This window comes from Burkholderia sp. WTPI3 (assembly GCF_021483755.1).
In the GTDB taxonomy this organism is placed as follows: domain Bacteria; phylum Pseudomonadota; class Gammaproteobacteria; order Burkholderiales; family Burkholderiaceae; genus Burkholderia.
The window spans coordinates 1-19,953 of record NZ_JAGIXF010000031.1 but is presented as its reverse complement, the minus strand read 5'-3'; the positions used below and the strand labels follow the sequence as shown (position 1 = coordinate 19,953).

Annotated in this window: 14 protein-coding genes and 4 tRNA genes; 2 read left to right on the top strand and 16 right to left on the bottom strand. The window is 61.2% G+C overall.

Going from position 1 to position 19,953, the window contains the following annotated elements:
- Positions 1-52: 52 nt before the first annotated feature.
- From rpsG to J7024_RS18260, 16 genes are all read right to left on the bottom strand, one after another.
- Entirely contained in the window at positions 53-523 is a 471-nt protein-coding gene (rpsG, locus tag J7024_RS18335; protein WP_006477195.1) for a 30S ribosomal protein S7, read from the bottom strand.
- 172 nt (positions 524-695) lie between these two features.
- Positions 696-1,076 (bottom strand): 30S ribosomal protein S12, encoded by a 381-nt coding sequence (gene rpsL, locus J7024_RS18330; RefSeq protein ID WP_006400662.1) that lies wholly within the window; start codon positions 1,074-1,076, stop codon positions 696-698.
- A gap of 227 nt (positions 1,077-1,303) precedes the next feature.
- The gene (gene recQ / locus J7024_RS18325) at positions 1,304-3,151 is read right to left on the bottom strand and encodes a DNA helicase RecQ (RefSeq protein ID WP_124828706.1); all 1,848 of its coding nucleotides are present in this window, start codon (positions 3,149-3,151) and stop codon (positions 1,304-1,306) included.
- 238 nt (positions 3,152-3,389) lie between these two features.
- On the bottom strand, positions 3,390-7,631 hold the full coding sequence (rpoC, locus tag J7024_RS18320) for a DNA-directed RNA polymerase subunit beta' (protein WP_124828707.1): 4,242 nt from the start codon (positions 7,629-7,631) through the stop codon (positions 3,390-3,392).
- Between the two features lie 21 nt (positions 7,632-7,652).
- Entirely contained in the window at positions 7,653-11,759 is a 4,107-nt protein-coding gene (gene rpoB / locus J7024_RS18315) for a DNA-directed RNA polymerase subunit beta (protein WP_124828708.1), read from the bottom strand.
- Positions 11,760-12,136: 377 nt separating this feature from the next.
- Positions 12,137-12,511 carry a 50S ribosomal protein L7/L12 gene (rplL, locus tag J7024_RS18310; RefSeq protein ID WP_021161757.1) on the bottom strand — a complete coding sequence of 125 codons (375 nt, stop codon included), beginning with the start codon at positions 12,509-12,511 and terminating at the stop codon, positions 12,137-12,139.
- A 63-nt stretch (positions 12,512-12,574) separates the two neighbouring features.
- On the bottom strand, positions 12,575-13,072 hold the full coding sequence (gene rplJ / locus J7024_RS18305) for a 50S ribosomal protein L10 (RefSeq protein WP_021161756.1): 498 nt from the start codon (positions 13,070-13,072) through the stop codon (positions 12,575-12,577).
- A 308-nt stretch (positions 13,073-13,380) separates the two neighbouring features.
- Positions 13,381-14,079 (bottom strand): 50S ribosomal protein L1, encoded by a 699-nt coding sequence (gene rplA / locus J7024_RS18300; RefSeq protein WP_017333534.1) that lies wholly within the window; start codon positions 14,077-14,079, stop codon positions 13,381-13,383.
- Complete coding sequence (gene rplK, locus J7024_RS18295; protein ID WP_006753591.1) at positions 14,080-14,511, bottom strand: 50S ribosomal protein L11; 432 nt, start codon at positions 14,509-14,511, stop codon at positions 14,080-14,082.
- Positions 14,512-14,651: 140 nt separating this feature from the next.
- A complete protein-coding gene (nusG, locus tag J7024_RS18290) occupies positions 14,652-15,209 on the bottom strand; it encodes a transcription termination/antitermination protein NusG (protein WP_006400672.1) in 558 nt (185 codons plus the stop codon).
- Position 15,210: 1 nt separating this feature from the next.
- Positions 15,211-15,591 carry a preprotein translocase subunit SecE gene (gene secE / locus J7024_RS18285; RefSeq protein WP_006482892.1) on the bottom strand — a complete coding sequence of 127 codons (381 nt, stop codon included), beginning with the start codon at positions 15,589-15,591 and terminating at the stop codon, positions 15,211-15,213.
- 42 nt (positions 15,592-15,633) lie between these two features.
- A tRNA-Trp gene (locus tag J7024_RS18280) sits at positions 15,634-15,709 on the bottom strand.
- A 59-nt stretch (positions 15,710-15,768) separates the two neighbouring features.
- Positions 15,769-16,959 (bottom strand): elongation factor Tu, encoded by a 1,191-nt coding sequence (gene tuf, locus J7024_RS18275; protein ID WP_017333531.1) that lies wholly within the window; start codon positions 16,957-16,959, stop codon positions 15,769-15,771.
- Positions 16,960-17,023: 64 nt separating this feature from the next.
- A tRNA-Thr gene (locus J7024_RS18270) sits at positions 17,024-17,098 on the bottom strand.
- A 25-nt stretch (positions 17,099-17,123) separates the two neighbouring features.
- Positions 17,124-17,197 (bottom strand) — tRNA-Gly (locus J7024_RS18265).
- Positions 17,198-17,241: 44 nt separating this feature from the next.
- Positions 17,242-17,327: transfer RNA gene (locus J7024_RS18260), tRNA-Tyr, on the bottom strand.
- Positions 17,328-18,106: 779 nt separating this feature from the next.
- On the opposite strand from J7024_RS18260, the gene J7024_RS18255 reads away from it, so the two are divergent.
- A complete protein-coding gene (locus J7024_RS18255) occupies positions 18,107-19,312 on the top strand; it encodes an IS110 family transposase (RefSeq protein WP_234745346.1) in 1,206 nt (401 codons plus the stop codon).
- 147 nt (positions 19,313-19,459) lie between these two features.
- Complete coding sequence (locus tag J7024_RS18250) at positions 19,460-19,720, top strand: hypothetical protein (RefSeq protein WP_124831030.1); 261 nt, start codon at positions 19,460-19,462, stop codon at positions 19,718-19,720.
- Positions 19,721-19,953: the final 233 nt, after the last annotated feature.

Sequence of the window (19,953 nt, the reverse complement as noted above, 5' to 3'; positions counted from 1 at the left end):
TGAAAAGCGCACCCGCCCGGAATTTATTTCCGCAAACAGCCCAGCCAGGCGCTTAGAAACGGAAATGCGAGAACGCGCGGTTGGCTTCTGCCATGCGGTGAACTTCGTCGCGCTTCTTCATCGCGCCGCCACGGCCTTCAGCCGCTTCGGAGAGTTCGCCTGCCAGGCGCAGAGCCATCGACTTCTCGCTACGCTTCTTCGCAGCCTCACGCAGCCAGCGCATCGCCAATGCCATACGACGCGACGGACGCACTTCGACCGGAACTTGATAGTTGGCACCACCAACGCGGCGGCTCTTCACTTCGACCACCGGCTTCACGTTGTTGAGCGCAACGGTGAACACTTCCAGCGGGTCCTTGCCACCCTTGGTCTGGATTTGTTCGAATGCGCCATAAACGATGCGCTCTGCGACCGACTTCTTGCCGGACAGCATCAGCATGTTCATGAACTTGGCTACATCAACGTTGCCGAACTTCGGATCCGGCAACACTTCCCGCTTGGGGACTTCGCGACGACGCGGCATGATTCTTCCTTTACCTGTTCAGTTGGAGCTGTATTCAGCCCCGCGGCCACCAACAAACCCGATCACATCTTCACGACTAACCAGCTTGGCCGGGTGACCACTTACTCGACAGCACCGGCAATCCGGCACTCCCGCCTTGACCGCCCTGCGGCGATCCCTGATCAAAAACTGCTTACTTGGCAGCCTTTGCACGCTTCGCGCCGTACTTCGAGCGCGCTTGCTTACGGTCCTTGACGCCCTGGGTATCCAGCGAGCCGCGAACCATGTGGTAACGCACACCCGGCAAGTCCTTCACACGGCCGCCGCGGATCAGCACAACCGAGTGTTCCTGCAGGTTGTGGCCTTCACCGCCGATGTACGAAATCACTTCGAAGCCGTTCGTCAGACGAACCTTGGCGACCTTACGGAGTGCCGAGTTCGGCTTCTTCGGCGTCGTCGTGTACACACGGGTGCACACGCCGCGACGCTGGGGGCAGTCCTGCAGGGCCGGGCTCTTGCTCTTCGTCGTTTCCGACTGACGGCCTTTGCGAACCAGTTGGTTGATGGTTGGCATTGTTTATTCCTGAAATTGAACAAAATCTGCACATCGATTTCGGGCAAAGCGAGAATCGGCGCACAGTTGACTTCCGAACCGGCGAATCGGGTGCGAACCTTCGAACGCGACTCGGCCCACCGAATACCGGAACCCAACATCATATTCCGGAAATACCAACTAAGTCAACGGCTTGCGTGATTTGCCAGCCGCGCGGGCGGTTTACCGGAGGGGTCGGAACATCTGCGTCATGCCGATTCGACGACGTCGATGATCTCGTCGCCGAAGCGTTCGAGCTTGCGTACGCCCATGCCGGGAATGTGACGCAGGTCGTCGATGGTCTCGGGCGCGTTGCGCGCGATCTCGGCGAGCGTCGCGTCGTGGAAGATCACGTAGGCCGGCACGCCATCGGACTTCGCGGTTTCCGCACGCCAGGCGCGCAGCGCGTCCCAGCGGGCACGTTCGCGCGTGCCCATGCCGGCCGTCGGGTCGACGCGCGTGCCGCTGCGGCTCGACGACTGGCGCGTGCGCTGCGGCTTCACGTAGCGGCGCAGCGTCACCTTCTCCTCGTTCTTCAGCACCGGCTTCGCGGCCTCGGTCAGCATGAGCGCGCCGAAACCGCCGTGGTCGACCGCCAGATAGCCGTACGCGACGAGTTGCCGGAAAATCGCGCGCCATTCGGGCTCGGACAGCGACGCGCCGATCCCGAACGTGCTGAGCTGGTCGTGACCGCGCTGCAGCACCTTCTCGGTGCGGCCGCCGCGCAGGATTTCGATCAGATGGCTCGAGCCGAAATTGAAGCCGCTCGCACGCTGCGCGCGAAACACGCACGACAACGCCATCTGCGCCTCGCGCGTCGCGTCCCAGGAATCGGGTGGCTCGATGCAGGTGTCGCAGTTGCCACACGGCTGGCTCGCCTCGCCGAAATAGTTCAGCAGCCGCACACGCCGGCACGAGATCGTCTCGCACAGCCCGAGCAACGCATCGAGCTTCGACGTCTGCACGCGCTTATGCGCGTCGTCCGCATCGGACTCGTCGATCATCTTGCGCTGCTGGACGACGTCGCCGAGGCCATAGGCCATCCATGCGTTCGCCGGCATGCCGTCGCGGCCCGCGCGGCCAGTTTCCTGGTAGTAGCCCTCGACGCTCTTCGGCAAATCGAGGTGCGCGACGAAACGCACGTCGGGCTTGTCGATGCCCATACCGAACGCAATCGTCGCGCACATCACGATGCCTTCCTCGCGCTGGAACATTTCCTGGTGCTTCTGCCGCACCTCGAACTCCATTCCCGCGTGATACGGCAGCGCGCGCACGCCCTGTGCCTTCAGCCATTCGGCCGTTTCCTCGACCTTGCGGCGCGACAGGCAGTACACGACGCCCGCGTCGGTGGTGCCGTCCGCGTTCGTGTGCTCGGCCCGGATGAAATCGAGAAGCTGCGACCGCGCGTTGTCCTTTTCGACGATCCGGTAGCGGATATTCGGCCGATCGAAACTCGAAACGAACACGCGCGCATCGTCGAGCGCGAGACGATGAATGATCTCGTCGCGCGTGATCGCGTCCGCGGTGGCCGTCAACGCAATCCGCGGCACCGACGGAAAACGCTCGTGCAGTACCGACAACTGGATGTATTCGGGACGGAAGTCATGCCCCCACTGCGACACGCAGTGCGCCTCGTCGATCGCGAACAGGCCGATCTTCGCACGCTCGAGCAGTTCGAGAAAGCGCCCGGTCATCAGTCGCTCGGGCGCGACGTACAACAGGTCGATCTCGCCTTCGCGCAGCGCCCGCTCGGTTGCCGCGGCCTCAGCGCCCGACAGCGTCGAATTCAGGTAAGCCGCGCGCACGCCGACTTCGCTGAGCGCAGCGACCTGGTCCTGCATCAGCGCGATCAGCGGCGACACGACGACGCCTGCGCCCTGCCCGGCCTCGCGGCGCAGCAGCGCCGGAATCTGGTAGCACAGCGACTTGCCGCCGCCCGTCGGCATCAGCACGAGGCAATCGCCGCCGCCGGCGACATGCTCGACGATCTCCCCCTGCTGGCCGCGAAATGCGGAGTAACCAAAGACTTCGTCGAGGATTTCGAGGGCGCGGGACATGAATGAGAACGAGGACGGCGGAACGATGACCGTAATTTTAACAACCCGCTCGCGCGGCGCGCGGCGAATCGTGCGATGTTGGCCAATCGGACAGGGGTCGTGCGCGCGCATGACGGTCCTGCAGCAACCGTGCGACAAGCCCGTCATGCGCGTAAACGACGGATAAAAAAAAACCGCCCGGCGGAACCGGGCGGTTTCGGTGACAGCGAGATAGCAAGGCGGCCCACGCCGCCCGTGCTTACTCGGCTGCCGGGTGTTGCGGCTCTTCTGCCGGCGTGCTCGGCGTACCGAAGTCGAATGCCTCTTCCGCTGCGATCTGATCGAAACGCTCGCGGTCGGACATTTCCTTCGCCTTGCGCGCCTTGTGGAACGCGAGACCCGTACCGGCCGGGATCAGACGGCCGACGATCACGTTTTCCTTCAGGCCACGCAGATCGTCGCGCTTGCCCATGATCGCCGCTTCGGTCAGCACGCGGGTCGTTTCCTGGAACGATGCCGCGGAGATGAACGAGTCGGTCGACAGCGATGCCTTCGTGATACCGAGCAGCACGTTGTCGTACGAAGCCGGGCGCTTGCCCTCGGCGATCATGCGATCGTTCTCGTCCAGCATGTCGGAACGCTCGACCTGTTCGCCCGGGATGAAGCGCGTATCGCCGTTGTCGGTGATCTGCACACGACGCAGCATCTGGCGAACGATCACCTCGATGTGCTTGTCGTTGATCTTCACGCCCTGCAGACGGTACACGTCCTGCACTTCGTCGACGATGTAGCGCGACAGCGCCTCGATACCCTGCAGACGCAGGATGTCGTGCGGATCGGCCGGACCGTCCACGATCATTTCGCCCTTGTTGACGACCTGAGCATCGTGGACCAGAACCTGCTTTTCCTTCGCGATCAGGAACTCGTGCTGATTGCCTTCGAGGTCCGTGATGACGAGACGCTGCTTGCCCTTCGTGTCCTTGCCGAACGACGTCGTACCGGTGACTTCCGCGAGAATGCCGGCATCCTTCGGTGAACGCGCTTCGAACAGTTCCGCCACCCGCGGCAGACCGCCGGTAATGTCACGCGTCTTCTGCGCTTCGGTCGGGATACGTGCGAGCACTTCACCCACCTGCACCTGCTGGCCGTCCTTCACGGTGATCAGCGCGCCGACCTGGAAGCCGATCTGCACTGCGTGCTCGGTGCCCGGGATCTTCACTTCGTCGCCGTTCGCGTCGAGCAGTTTCACCTGCGGACGCACGCTCTTCGAGGCTTGCGAACCACGACGCTTCACGTCGATCACGACCAGCGTCGACAGGCCGGTCACGTCGTCGATCTGCTTCGCGACGGTCACGCCTTCCTCGACGTTCTCGAACTTCACCGTACCACCGTACTCGGTGATGATCGGACGCGTCATCGGGTCCCACGTCGCCAGCTGCGTACCAGCCTTGATCGTTGCGCCGTCAAGCTGCAGCAGCGTCGCGCCGTACGGGATTTTGTGACGTTCGCGCTCGCGGCCGATATCGTCGGTGATCAGCGCTTCGCCCGAACGCGAAATGACGATCTGCTCGCCCTTCGCGTTCGTGACGTAACGCATCGTCGCCGTGAAACGCACGATACCGTTGCTCTTCGCTTCGACCGACGACGCCACTGCCGCACGCGATGCCGCACCACCGATGTGGAACGTACGCATCGTCAGCTGCGTGCCCGGTTCACCGATCGACTGTGCCGCGATCACGCCGACTGCTTCGCCGACGTTCACGAGCGAGCCGCGGCCGAGGTCACGGCCGTAGCACGACGCGCACAGACCGTAACGCGTTTCGCAGGTCAGCGGCGTGCGCACGCGCACTTCGTCGATGCCGAGGCGTTCGATTTCCTCGACCGCCGTTTCGTCGAGCAGCGTGCCCGATTCGTACAGCGTTTCCTGCGTTTCCGGATTCACGACGTCCGCGACCGCGACGCGGCCGAGGATACGGTCGCGCAGCGCTTCGACGACTTCACCGCCTTCGACCAGCGCCTTCATCGCGACGCCGTTCGACGTGCCGCAATCGTCCTCGACCACCACCAGATCCTGCGTGACGTCGACGAGACGACGCGTCAGGTAACCCGAGTTCGCGGTCTTCAGTGCCGTATCAGCCAGACCCTTACGTGCACCGTGGGTCGAGATGAAGTACTGCAACACGTTCAGGCCTTCGCGGAAGTTCGCGGTAATCGGCGTCTCGATAATCGAGCCGTCCGGCTTCGCCATCAGGCCTCGCATACCGGCCAGCTGACGAATCTGCACCGCGGAGCCCCGGGCGCCCGAGTCGGCCATCATGTAGATCGAGTTGAACGACTCCTGGCGCGTCTCGTTGCCGTCGCGGTCCGTCACCGGCTCCGTCGACAGCTGCTCCATCATCGCCTTGCCGACCGCTTCCGACGTTGCCGACCAGATGTCGACCACGTTGTTGTAGCGTTCCTGCGCGGTGACGAGACCCGACATGTACTGGCGGTCGTACTCCTTCACCTTCTTTGCGGCGTCGCCGACAATCGTTTCCTTCTGCGGCGGCACCAGCATGTCGTCCACGCAGATCGAAATACCGGCGCGCGTCGCGAGACGGAAACCCGACTGCATCAACTGGTCGGCGAACACGACCGTCGCACGCAGACCGCACTTGCGGAATGCGGTGTTGATCAGGCGCGAGATTTCCTTCTTCTTCAGCGGCTTGTTCAGCACCGAGAACGGCAGACCGTGCGGCAGGATCTCCGACAGAATCGCGCGACCGACGGTCGTCGCGTACAGCGAGATCTTCGGCACGAATTCCGGCGCGCCTTCCGACGTGTCTTCGTTGCGGACCATTTCGGTGATCCGCACGTTGACGCGCGATGCCAGCTCGACTTCCTTGTTCTCGTACGCACGGATCACTTCCGACACGCCGGTGAACGACAGACCTTCGCCCTTGCCGTTGATCGCTTCGCGGGTCGCGTAGTACAGACCCAGCACGATATCCTGCGACGGCACGATCGACGGATCGCCGTTGGCCGGGAACAGCACGTTGTTCGACGCGAGCATCAGCGTGCGCGCTTCCATCTGCGCTTCGAGCGACAGCGGCACGTGAACGGCCATCTGGTCACCGTCGAAGTCGGCGTTGAACGCCGCGCAAACGAGCGGGTGCAGCTGAATTGCCTTGCCTTCGATCAGCACCGGCTCGAACGCCTGGATACCGAGACGGTGCAGCGTCGGCGCGCGGTTCAGCATCACCGGGTGCTCGCGGATCACCTCTTCGAGGATGTCCCACACCACCGGCGTCTGGTTCTCGACCTCCTTCTTCGCAGCCTTGATGGTCGTCGCGACGCCCATCACTTCCAGCTTGTTGAAGATGAACGGCTTGAACAGTTCGAGCGCCATCAGCTTCGGCAGACCGCACTGGTGCAGCTTCAGCGTCGGGCCGACCACGATGACCGAACGGCCCGAGTAGTCGACGCGCTTGCCCAGCAGGTTCTGACGGAAACGACCGCCCTTACCCTTGATCATGTCGGCGAGCGACTTCAGCGGACGCTTGTTCGCGCCCGTCATCGCCTTGCCGCGACGACCGTTGTCGAGCAGCGAGTCGACGGCTTCCTGCAGCATCCGCTTTTCATTGCGGACGATGATTTCAGGCGCCTTCAGCTCGAGCAGACGCTTCAACCGGTTGTTACGGTTGATCACGCGGCGATACAGGTCGTTCAGGTCCGACGTCGCGAAACGGCCGCCATCCAGCGGCACGAGCGGGCGCAGTTCCGGCGGCAGCACCGGCAGCACTTCGAGGATCATCCACTCGGGCTTGATGCCCGAGCGCTGGAATGCCTCGAGGACCTTCAGGCGCTTCGCGTACTTCTTGATCTTCGCTTCCGAGCCGGTGTTCTTCAGCTCGGTGCGCAGCGTCTCGACCTGCTCGTCGATGTTGATCGCGCGCAGCAGTTCACGCACGCCTTCCGCGCCCATTTCGGCACGGAATTCGTCGCCGTATTCCTCGACCTTGTTGTAGTAATCCTCTTCGGTCATGATCTGCCGCGCCTTCAGCGGCGTCATGCCCGGTTCGATCACCACGTATGCTTCGAAGTACAGCACGCGCTCGATGTCGCGCAGCGTCATGTCGAGCACCATGCCCAGACGCGACGGCAGCGACTTCAGGAACCAGATGTGCGCGACCGGCGAGGCCAGTTCGATGTGGCCCATGCGTTCGCGACGCACCTTCGCCAGCGTCACTTCGACGCCGCACTTCTCGCAGATCACGCCGCGGTGCTTCAGGCGCTTGTACTTGCCGCACAGGCACTCGTAGTCCTTGATCGGCCCGAAGATCTTCGCGCAGAACAGACCATCGCGTTCCGGTTTGAACGTACGGTAGTTGATGGTCTCCGGCTTCTTCACTTCGCCGAACGACCACGAACGGATCTTGTCCGGCGAGGCCAGACCGATCTTGATCGCGTCGAAAACTTCTTCCTGTTGGACTTGCTTGAATAGATCGAGCAGAGCTTTCATTGCCTTCTCTCCGTAGTCCGATTAATTGCGGTCGAGATCGATATCGATACCGAGCGAGCGGATTTCCTTCACGAGCACGTTGAAGGATTCCGGCATGCCTGCATCGATCACGTGATCGCCCTTGACGAGGTTTTCATAAACCTTGGTCCGGCCATTCACGTCGTCCGACTTCACCGTCAGCATTTCCTGCAGCACGTAGGACGCGCCATACGCTTCAAGTGCCCACACTTCCATTTCACCGAAACGCTGGCCACCGAACTGCGCCTTACCACCCAGCGGCTGCTGCGTGACGAGCGAGTACGGGCCGGTCGAACGCGCGTGCATCTTGTCGTCGACCAAGTGGTGCAGTTTCAGGTAGTGCATGTAGCCAAGCGTCACGCGACGTTCGAACATTTCACCCGTGCGGCCGTCGTACAGGCGGACCTGGTTCTTCGACGGGTTCATGCCGAGCTGTTCGGCGATCTCGTCCGGGAACGCGAGGTCGAGCATCTTGCCCATTTCTTCCTCGGTCGCACCGTCGAACACCGGCGTCGCGAACGGCACGCCTTCGCGCAGATTCTTCGCGAGTTCGAGGATCTCGTCGTCGCTGAAGCTTTCCAGATCTTCCTTACGGCCCGAATCGTTATAGATCTTCGTCAGGAATACGCGCAGTTCCTCGATCTTCGCCTGACGCTGCAGCATTTCGCCGATACGCCAGCCGAGGCCCTTCGCGGCCCAGCCGAGGTGCACTTCCAGAACCTGACCCACGTTCATCCGCGACGGAACGCCCAGCGGGTTCAGCACGACGTCTGCCGGACGGCCATCGGCCATGTACGGCATGTCTTCGATCGGAACGATCTTCGACACGACACCCTTGTTACCGTGACGGCCTGCCATCTTGTCGCCAGGCTGCAGACGACGCTTCACCGCGAGGTACACCTTGACCATCTTCAGCACGCCCGGCGGCAGTTCGTCGCCTTGCGTGAGCTTCTTGCGCTTCTCTTCGAACGCGAGGTCGAACTGGTGACGCTTCTCTTCGATCGAGTTCTTGATCGCTTCGAGCTGCGCCGCCGCTTCGTCTTCCGCCAGGCGGATGTCGAACCAGTGGTAGTGGTCGAGGTCTTCCAGGTAAGCCTGGTCGATCTTCGTGCCCTTCGCGAGCTTCTTCGGACCGCCGTTCGCGACCTTGCCCACCAGCATGCGTGCGAGACGCTGGAACGCGTCGCCTTCCACGATGCGCAACTGGTCGTTCAGGTCGAGACGGTAGCGCTTCAGTTCGTCGTCGATGATCTGTTGCGCACGCTTGTCGCGCTGGATGCCTTCACGCGTGAACACCTGGACGTCGATCACGGTGCCGTTCATGCCCGACGGCACGCGCAGCGACGTGTCCTTCACGTCCGAAGCCTTCTCGCCGAAGATCGCGCGCAGCAGCTTCTCTTCCGGCGTCAGCTGGGTTTCGCCCTTCGGCGTGACCTTGCCGACCAGCACGTCGCCCGCTTCGACTTCGGCACCGATGTACACGATGCCCGATTCGTCGAGACGGCCGAGCTGGACTTCCGCCAGGTTCGAGATGTCGCGCGTGATTTCTTCCGGCCCAAGCTTCGTGTCGCGTGCAACGACGTTCAGCTCTTCGATGTGGATCGACGTATAACGATCGTCGGCCACGACCTTCTCCGAGATCAGGATCGAATCCTCGAAGTTGTAGCCGTTCCACGGCATGAACGCGATCAGCATGTTCTGGCCGAGCGCGAGCTCGCCCAGGTCCGTCGAGGCGCCGTCGGCCAGCACGTCGCCGCGTGAGACCTTGTCGCCCATCTTCACGATCGGACGCTGGTTGATGTTCGTGTTCTGGTTCGAACGCGTGTACTTGATCAGGTTGTAGATGTCGACACCGACTTCACCCGCGACTGCTTCGTCGTCGTTCACGCGAATCACGATACGGCCTGCGTCGACATAGTCGACGACGCCGCCACGGAACGCCTGAACCGTCGTGCCCGAGTCGACCGCGCAGGTACGCTCGATGCCCGTACCGACCACCGGCTTCTCCGGACGCAGACACGGCACGGCCTGACGCTGCATGTTCGAACCCATCAGTGCACGGTTCGCGTCATCGTGCTCGAGGAACGGAATCAGCGAAGCTGCAACCGACACGATCTGCGACGGCGCGACGTCCATGTACTGGATACGGTCTGGCGTGACCATCATCGTTTCGCCGGCTTCACGCGACGACACGAGTTCGTCGATCAGCTGGCCGTTCTCGTCGATCGCGGCGTTGGCCTGAGCGATCATGTAGCGGCCTTCTTCGATCGCCGACAGGTAATCGATCTGGTCGGTCACCTTGCTGTCCACGACCTTGCGGTACGGCGTCTCGAGGAAGCCGTACTCGTTCAGGTGCGCGTACAGTGCGAGCGAGTTGATCAGGCCGATGTTCGGACCTTCCGGCGTTTCGATCGGGCACACGCGGCCGTAGTGGGTCGGGTGCACGTCACGCACTTCAAAGCCTGCGCGTTCGCGCGTCAGACCGCCCGGGCCCAGTGCGGAAACGCGACGCTTGTGCGTGATTTCCGACAGCGGGTTGGTCTGGTCCATGAACTGCGACAGCTGCGACGAACCGAAGAACTCGCGGATTGCCGACGAAATCGGCTTCGAGTTGATCAGGTCGTGCGGCATCAGGTTTTCGCTTTCGGCCTGGCCGAGGCGTTCCTTGACCGCGCGCTCGACACGCACGAGACCCGCGCGGAACTGGTTTTCCGCCAGTTCGCCGACGCAACGCACACGACGGTTGCCGAGGTGGTCGATATCGTCCACTTCGCCCTTGCCGTTGCGCAGCTCGACGAGGATCTTGATCGTCGCGAGAATGTCGTCGTCCTGCAGCGTCATCGGGCCGGTGATCTCGTCACGGCTGACGCGGCGGTTGAACTTCATACGGCCGACCTTCGACAGGTCGTACGCTTCTTCGCTGTAGAACAGACGATTGAACAGCGCCTCGACCGCTTCTTCGGTCGGCGGCTCGCCCGGACGCATCATGCGGTAGATCGCAATGCGCGCGGCCGTCTTGTCGGTCGTTTCGTCGACACGCAGCGTCGACGAGATGTACGGACCCTGGTCCAGATCGTTCGTGTAGAGCGTCTGGATGTCCTTGATGCCCGCTTCGCGCAGCTTCTCGAGCACGCTTTCCGTGACTTCGTCGTTCGCGCTCGCGATCACTTCGCCGGTGTCGCCGTCGACGACGTTCTTCGCCAGCACGCGGCCGAGCAGATAGTCTTCCGGCACCGAGATGAACTTGGTCTTCGCGGCTTCGAGGTCGCGAATGTGCTTCGCGTTGATCCGCTTGTCCTTCTGGACGATGACCTTGCCATCACGATCCGTGATGTCGAAACGCGCGACTTCACCACGCAGGCGCTCGGGCACGAACTCGAGTTGCGCGCCTTCGTCCATCAGCGTGAAGTTGTCGAAGACGAAGAAGTTCGCGAGGATCTGCTCCGGCGTGAGGCCGATGGCCTTCAGCAGGATCGTGACCGGCATCTTGCGGCGACGGTCGACACGGAAGTACAGGATGTCCTTCGGATCGAATTCGAAGTCGAGCCACGAGCCGCGGTACGGAATGATCCGTGCCGAGAACAGCAGCTTGCCGGAGCTGTGCGTCTTGCCCTTGTCGTGTTCGAAGAACACGCCCGGCGAGCGGTGCAGCTGCGAGACGATGACACGCTCGGTGCCGTTGATGACGAACGAACCCGTCGGCGTCATGAGCGGCATTTCGCCCATGTACACTTCCTGCTCTTTCACTTCCTTGACGACCGGCTTGTTCGGCGATTCCTTGTCGAGGATGACGAGGCGGACCTTCGCGCGCAGTGCGGAACAGTACGTCAGGCCGCGCTGCTGGCATTCCTTGATGTTGAATGCCGGCGCGGACAACGCATAGCTCACGAACTCGAGGCGCGCGAAACCGTTGTGCGAAACAATGGGAAATACCGATGTGAATGCGGCCTGCAAACCTTCAGGCTTGCGTTGCGTGGCCGGCACATCAGCTTGCAGAAACGTGCTGAATGATTCAAGCTGGGTAGCCAGCAAGAACGGAACTTGGTGAACGATGGGGCGCTTCGCGAAACTCTTGCGAATGCGCTTCTTCTCGGTGAAGGAATATTGCATACGATCTCCGAATCACGGCGGGTGCTGTCGAGGCGGGATACCTGGACGTTTCAAACCCGAGTGTTCACCGACTGAGACCCGATGGCCGCCCGATGGCTTGAACGAGCCGAGAAGCTTGGTGGTTGGCCGCTACCAACCGCTGGCTGACGGCAGCGGATGCCTGTGTTGCCCGCTACCCGACCAAACTTGCCTTCTGCAGTCGCTTCAGAAGACAAAGAGAAACGCCAATCGTGACCACTGACAACGATTTGGCGGTTTTCTTTGGCCTCTGGGGCCGATTATTCGGGCTCCCAAAAGAGTGCCAGAATAACGTCCCCACAAAGCACAAAAAGGCCGGCGGTGAAAATACCGCCAGCCTTCGCACAGCGCGTCGAAACTTACTTGACTTCGACCTTCGCGCCTGCTTCTTCCAGCTTCTTCTTGGCTTCTTCAGCAGCAGCCTTGTCGACGCCTTCCTTGACAGCCTTCGGTGCGCCGTCAACGACGTCCTTCGCTTCCTTCAGGCCCAGGCCCGTCAGTTCGCGAACTGCCTTGATGACTGCAACCTTGTTGCTGCCTGCTTCAGCCAGGACGACCGTGAATTCGGTCTTCTCTTCTGCTGCAGCAGCTGCGCCGCCGCCTGCCGGGCCAGCGACTGCAACTGCAGCTGCCGACACGCCAAACTTCTCTTCGAACGCCTTGACCAGTTCGTTCAGTTCCAGAACGGTCATCCCTTCGACTGCTGCCAGGATGTCTTCTTTTGCGATTGCCATTTGAAATACTCCTAAATTGAATTCGGATACAGCCAGCGATCAGTAACGCTGATGCACGTTCGCTTACGCAGCTTCCGCTTGCTTCTTCTCGGCCAGCGCGGCCAGAGCACGCGCGAAGCCCGAAACAGGCGATTGCATAACGAACAGCAGCTTCGAGAGCAGTTCTTCGCGGCTCGGGATGCTTGCCAGCGCTTGCACGCCAGCCTTGTCCATCACCTTGCCATCGAACGAACCAGCCTTGATGACCAACTTGTCATTGCTCTTGCTGAAGTCGTTAACGACCTTAGCAGCAGCAATTGCATCTTCCGAGATGCCGTAGATCAGCGGACCAGTCATCTGCTCTGCCAGCGGAGCAAACGGCGTACCTTCAACAGCGCGACGCGCCAGCGTGTTCTTCAACACGCGCAGGTAAACCTGTTGCTCACGCGCTTTCGCGCGCAGCTTGGTCAGATCGCCAACCGCAATTCCACGATACTCAGCCAGCACAACGGTCTGAGCCTTCGCGACTTGCGCGGAAACCTCAGCGACGACGGCTTGCTTGTCTTCTCTATTAAGCGGCACGGTTAGCCTCCAGAAACGATACGTTCGGCATGCCGGTATGACACGAAACCTCACGTACCTCGTTCAACAACGGCGTCCGACCTCGTTAGGAGTATTTCCACCTCACGCCGTGAATCGCTTCACGACCTGCGGCTTCACCACTGCAAAACTTTTTCGGGTTCGCCATCTGCGTTGGCTTGAATTAAGGGATCGCCTGCCTGCTGCGCCCCACCAACGGTCTTTGATAACCGGTTGCCCGCCCTACTGCGCGAACAACCGCCCAAAGCCCATGTAGGCCGCTTCGCGAACGAAGCAGCCCGAATACTTGCTTACTGTGCTGCCAGCGTAGCCTGGTCGACACGCACGCCGACGCCCATCGTGCTCGACAGTGCGATCTTGCGCAGGTAGACGCCCTTGCTCGTTGCCGGCTTCGCCTTCTGCAGCGCTTCGATCAGCGCCGACAGGTTCGAACGCAGCGCGGTCGATTCGAACGATGCACGGCCGATGGTCGCGTGGATGATACCGGCCTTGTCGACACGGAATTGCACCTGACCGGCCTTCGCGTTCTTGACTGCAGTCGCAACGTCCGGCGTGACCGTACCGACCTTCGGGTTCGGCATCAGGCCGCGCGGGCCAAGGATCTGACCGAGCGTACCGACGATACGCATCGTGTCCGGCGAAGCGATCACGATGTCGAAGTCCATCTGGCCAGCCTTGATCTGCTCAGCCAGGTCTTCCATACCGACGATTTCCGCGCCTGCTGCACGAGCCTGCTCAGCCTTCTCGCCTTGCGCGAACACGGCAACGCGAACCGACTTGCCCGTACCTGCCGGAAGAACGACCGAACCACGAACGACCTGGTCCGACTTCTTTGCATCGATGCCGAGTTGAACTGCGACGTCGATCGACTCGTTGAACTTCGCGCTCGCACATTCCTTCACGAGTGCCAGTGCGTCTTCGATCGCGTACAGCTTCTGACGGTCGACCTTGGCAGCAAATGCCTGACGGCGCTTGGAGATCTTAGCCATTTACACGCCCTCCACAGTGATGCCCATCGAGCGTGCGCTACCAGCGATGGTGCGAACGGCTGCGTCCAGATCAGCTGCCGTAAGGTCCGGCATCTTGGTCTTCGCGATTTCTTCGGCTTGAGCGCGCGTGATCGAACCGACCTTGTCGGTGTGCGGCTTGCTCGAGCCCTTGTCCACCTTCGCCGCCTTCTTGATCAGGACGGTTGCCGGCGGCGTCTTCATCACGAACGTGAAGCTCTTGTCAGCGAATGCCGTGATGACCACCGGCACCGGCAGACCCGGCTCCATGCCTTGAGTCTGCGCGTTGAACGCCTTGCAGAACTCCATGATGTTCAGGCCGCGCTGGCCCAGTGCCGGACCGACCGGCGGCGACGGGTTGGCTTTACCTGCAGGGATCTGCAGCTTGATAAAGCCGACAATCTTCTTTGCCATTTGAAAACCTCGTTGGAACGTCAGACGACGTTCGGTGAGTGATAACGCGCTTTCGCCGCAGGCTACTGACGCTCCTCAACAGTCATAACGCGGACCGTAAGCGCGAAGGTGGGCAGCCGAGGCTGCCCACCGAATCGGGATCAAACTTTTTCGACCTGACCGAACTCGAGTTCGACCGGGGTGGAGCGGCCAAAGATGGTGACCGACACACGCACGCGCGATTTTTCGTAGTTGACCTCTTCGACCGTGCCGTTGAAGTCCGTGAAAGGACCTTCCTTGACACGCACCATCTCGCCAACTTCGAACAGGGTCTTCGGGCGCGGTTTCTCAACGCCTTCCTGCATCTGCGACATGATTTTTTCGACTTCCTTCGGGGAAATCGGAGTCGGGCGGTTACGCGCACCGCCGACGAAACCGGTGACCTTTGCCGTGTTCTTCACGAGGTGCCACGTTTCGTCCGTCATTTCCATTTCCACCAGCACGTAGCCGGGGAAGAAACGACGCTCGGTCACAGCCTTGTGACCACCCTTTACTTCGACCACTTCCTCGGTCGGAACCAGGATCTGACCAAATTTGTCCTGCATGCCAGCACGTTCGATACGCTCCTGAAGCGCACGTTGCACGCTCTTCTCCATACCGGAGTAGGCGTGCACGACGTACCAACGCTTTCCGCTCGGGGATGCCGGAGTATCGCTCATATCATTTCCAACCCAGAATCGCCGAGAAAATCACCCATTCGATCGATTTGTCACTCAACCAGAGGAAAATCGCCATCACGAGCACGAAACCGAACACGACGAGTGTGGTTTGCGTTGCTTCCTTGCGGGTGGGCCAAACGACCTTGCGGACTTCCTTGTACGAATCCTTGGCAAATGCGATGAGGCTCTTGCCAGGTGCGGACATCAGTCCGACGGCCACGCCGGCGATGATACCTACCGCCAATGCGGCACCGCGGACATACCACTGCTGGTTGGCCAGCCAGAAGAAGCCCACGAATCCGGCCAAGACCAACAATACGCCCAGGGCCAGCATCAGCTTATCGCCGGAGGTATTTACAGTTTCGACGGATGGATTCGCCATAACACCTTAAAACAAATGCCACGTGTGGCACGTGGCGATTTTTGGCAGGGGCAGAGGGAATCGAACCCCCAACCTTCGGTTTTGGAGACCGACGCTCTGCCAGTTGAGCTATACCCCTAAACCATGTTGGGACCGGCTGCTGCCAGCCCCAAAACTGTCGATCAACGAATAACTGGCTTACTCGATGATCTTGGCGACGACGCCGGCGCCGACGGTACGGCCACCTTCGCGGATTGCGAAGCGCAGACCTTCTTCCATCGCGATCGGAGCGATCAGCTTCACCGTGATCGACACGTTGTCGCCCGGCATCACCATTTCCTTGTCCTTCGGCAGCTCGATCGAGCCCGTCACGTCCGTCGTACGGAAGTAGAACTGCGGACGGTAGTTGTTGAAGAACGGCGTGTGACGGCCGCCCTCGTCCTTGCTCAGCACGTACACTTCAGCCGTGAAGTGCGTGTGCGGCGTGATCGAACCCGGCTTCGCCAGAACCTGGCCACGCTCCACGTCTTCACGCTTCGTGCCGCGCAGCAGGATACCAACGTTGTCGCCCGCCTGACCTTGGTCCAGCAGCTTGCGGAACATTTCAACGCCCGTGCAGGTCGTCTTCACCGTCGGCTTGATACCGACGATTTCGATTTCTTCGCCGACCTTCACGATGCCGCGCTCGACACGACCCGTCACAACCGTACCACGGCCCGAGATCGAGAACACGTCTTCCACCGGCATCAGGAACGCGCCGTCAACTGCACGCTCCGGCGTCGGGATGTACGTGTCCAGTGCGTCTGCCAGGTTCATGATCGCCACTTCGCCCAGCTCGCCCGTGTCGCCTTCCAGCGCCAGCTTGGCCGAACCCTTCACGATCGGCGTGTCGTCGCCCGGGAAGTCGTACTTCGACAGGAGTTCGCGAACTTCCATCTCGACCAGCTCGAGCAGTTCAGCGTCGTCCACCATGTCGCACTTGTTCAGGAACACGATGATGTACGGAACGCCAACCTGACGCGCCAGCAGGATGTGCTCACGCGTTTGCGGCATCGGGCCGTCTGCTGCCGAGCAAACCAGGATCGCGCCGTCCATCTGCGCCGCGCCCGTGATCATGTTCTTCACATAGTCAGCGTGGCCCGGGCAGTCGACGTGTGCGTAGTGGCGGTTAGCCGTTTCGTACTCGACGTGTGCCGTGTTGATCGTGATACCGCGCGCCTTTTCTTCCGGTGCCGCGTCGATCTGGTCGTAAGCCTTCGCTTCGCCGCCGAACTTCTTCGTCAGAACCGTCGTGATCGCTGCCGTCAGCGTCGTCTTGCCGTGGTCAACGTGACCAATCGTACCAACGTTGACGTGCGGCTTGGTCCGCTCAAATTTACCCTTGGCCATTTTCGACTCCCAAAAGGAATTCACAGGTTGCGCCGCGCGCAAACAGACACTGACTTTTTACTGCTGGTGCCCATGGGCAGGATCGAACTGCCGACCTCTCCCTTACCAAGGGAGTGCTCTACCACTGAGCCACATGGGCGGTATTACGCTTCAACTACACGGACTGGAGCGGGTGAAGGGAATCGAACCCTCGTCGTAAGCTTGGAAGGCTTCTGCTCTACCATTGAGCTACACCCGCACGGGCCACTAACGATTCCCTACCGCTCTCTGCGCTGATGTTCTTGGTGGAGGAGGTTGGATTCGAACCAACGTAGGCGTAAGCCAACAGATTTACAGTCTGCCCCCTTTAGCCACTCGGGCACCCCTCCGTAGAGAACTGACGATTATGAGGGTGCATCGAACTCTTGTCAAGCACATCCGGAAGATTATTTTCATTCTCTTCCAACGCACCGACTCGACTCACCCGACACCCGCACCAGCCCGGCTAAGGCAAGCACGAGAGGATCGCCGACTGGCGTCCACATTTTCGTCAGACCCCGTCTCCAGCGCCGATTTGCATCTTTGCTGAAAACGAAAGACCGCCATCATACGGCCTACAGCGCAGAATGCCAAGCGGGTAGAGACAAAAAATTCGCAATTTCCATGCCGGAAGCGTTCGCAGGGTCTGGATCGGGTGTTCGCTCGGCCGAAGTCGAGGTGGCGCCGCCTTGAAGCGGCACCCGGCAGTGACATGCGTCCTCGGCTTCGCCAGCGCATTCCGATACCGTGGCCAGATCTGACGGGAGGTCAATCGCCTCAGCTCGTTTGACTGCGCCCACTCGCCATCGAACGCTCCAGAGTGACTACCAAGTCGATCGAGTGCTTCCCGCCCGCCACAAACATAAGGACGGCACGATACCATCGCTCGCTCGAGTGCCCCCGTTACTATCTTCACGCCCCGATAATCGGGGCTTTGGCCAGCCAGGCCCGGCATGATTCCCGCCCCCAGTCGCAGTCATGATCCGGGGGGTGTTGTCACCGGGCCTGGTGGGTGGCTGGTGATCGCTGATAGGGGTTTGGCCGGGATATCCCGACGCCGTCCGTAACGTGGATGCCGAGACTTGCCACCGTTGTTGCAGGCCAATCCGTTCATTCTTCACAAACTGCGATGCAAGACACACAACAACGTGATGCCGTCGATGTCTTCGTCGGCGTCGATGTCGGTAAAGGCCAGCATCACGCCGTCGCACTCGATCGAAACGGCAAGCGTCTGTACAACAAGGCGCTACCCAACGACGAGGCCAAGCTGCGTGCCCTCATCGCTGAACTCAAGACTCATGGCCGACTCCTGTTCGTCGTCGACCAGCCTTCCACTATTGGAGCACTCCCAGTGGCCGTCGCCCGCGCTGAAGGTGTACTCGTCGCCTATTTGCCGGGATTGGCCATGCGTCGCATCGCCGATCTGCATGCAGGTGAAGCCAAGACCGACGCCCGCGATGCCGCGATCATTGCCGAAGCGGCCCGCTCGATGCCGCATACGCTGCGCTCGCTTCGATTGGCCGACGAGCAACTCGCCGAGCTCACCATGCTGTGTGGCTTCGATGATGATCTCGCCGCTCAGGTCACTCAAACCAGCAACCGCATTCGCGGCCTGCTCACCCAGATCCATCCTGCGCTCGAGCGCGTTCTCGGACCGCGCCTCGACCATCCGGCGGTGCTCGATCTGCTCGAGCGCTACCCGTCGCCAGCCGCGCTTGCCGCAACTAGCGAGAAGACGCTCGCCAACCGCCTGACCAAGCTCGCGCCCCGCATGGGCAAGAACTTAGCGGCCGAAATCGTTCAAGCGCTGAGCGAGCAAGCCGTGATCGTACCCGGCACACAGGCTGCTACCATCGTCATGCCCCGCTTGGCCCAGCAACTCGCCGCCTTGCGCAAGCAGCGTGACGAAATCGCCGCCGAAGTTGAGCGGCTGGTGCATGCTCACCCTCTTTGGCCGGTCCTGACCAGCATGCCGGGAGTCGGCGTCAGGACCGCCGCCAGACTCCTAACCGAAGTCGCCCATAAAGCCTTCGCCTCGGCTGCTCATCTCGCGGCCTACGCTGGCCTCGCGCCGGTCACCCGGCGCTCAGGCTCGTCGATCCGTGGCGAGCACCCATCCAGACGCGGCAACAAGGTGCTCAAGCGCGCCTTGTTCCTCTCCGCCTTCGCCGCCTTACGAGACCCAGTCTCACGGGCCTATTACTCGCGCAAGGTCCAGCAAGGTAAGCGCCACAACCAGGCACTCATCGCGCTGGCACGGCGACGCTGCGACGTCCTGTTCGCCATGCTGCGCAACGGCACCATTTACCAACCCAAGTCAGCCCTTAACGCTTGACGAAGGACATAGGGGCACCCTCCAATGCGTCGCCACCAACCCATGCAGAATCGAATCCGCCTGTTTGCCTTTGCACCGATCTTCGCAGCCGCCGGGGCCCAAGCACACGACGGCACAAATGGGTGGTGTCGCACGGAGAGGATCGCAATGGTTAGACAGCAGGCTCTTTCCGAGAGCCGCACAGCAGCTCGCCCGAAAGGCGCGGCGGCGCGCGCAGCATACGACAAGCTGAAGCCAGCTATCGAGGCCAACTGCCTGCCTTCTTCAGGCAACGGCGCAGTGTCGACGCACGCAATGACCCCAGGGGCGATTGCATACGCATGGCTGCTCAACGATGCATCCGTCTACCTGACAGCCACAAGCAACAGCGACATTGACCGCGGAAGCGATGCAGACAGCGACACCTGATTCGACATACTGCACCCGCTGATCGGCGACGATATGCGCCCGCATGCCTGGCTGCCGAGCCGGCTGGGCGCCGCGGTCGCCGCCAACGTTCAGCAGTGCAGCGCACATTGCGTCGGGCCGTCGTGCAAGCCGACCAACATGAATGTCTGGTCCGCCTATCGCAGCGAGGCTGCGCAGTACGCACGACACCCCGCATGTTCGTACGATGCGCGCCTCGTTCAACTGGGTGCGGA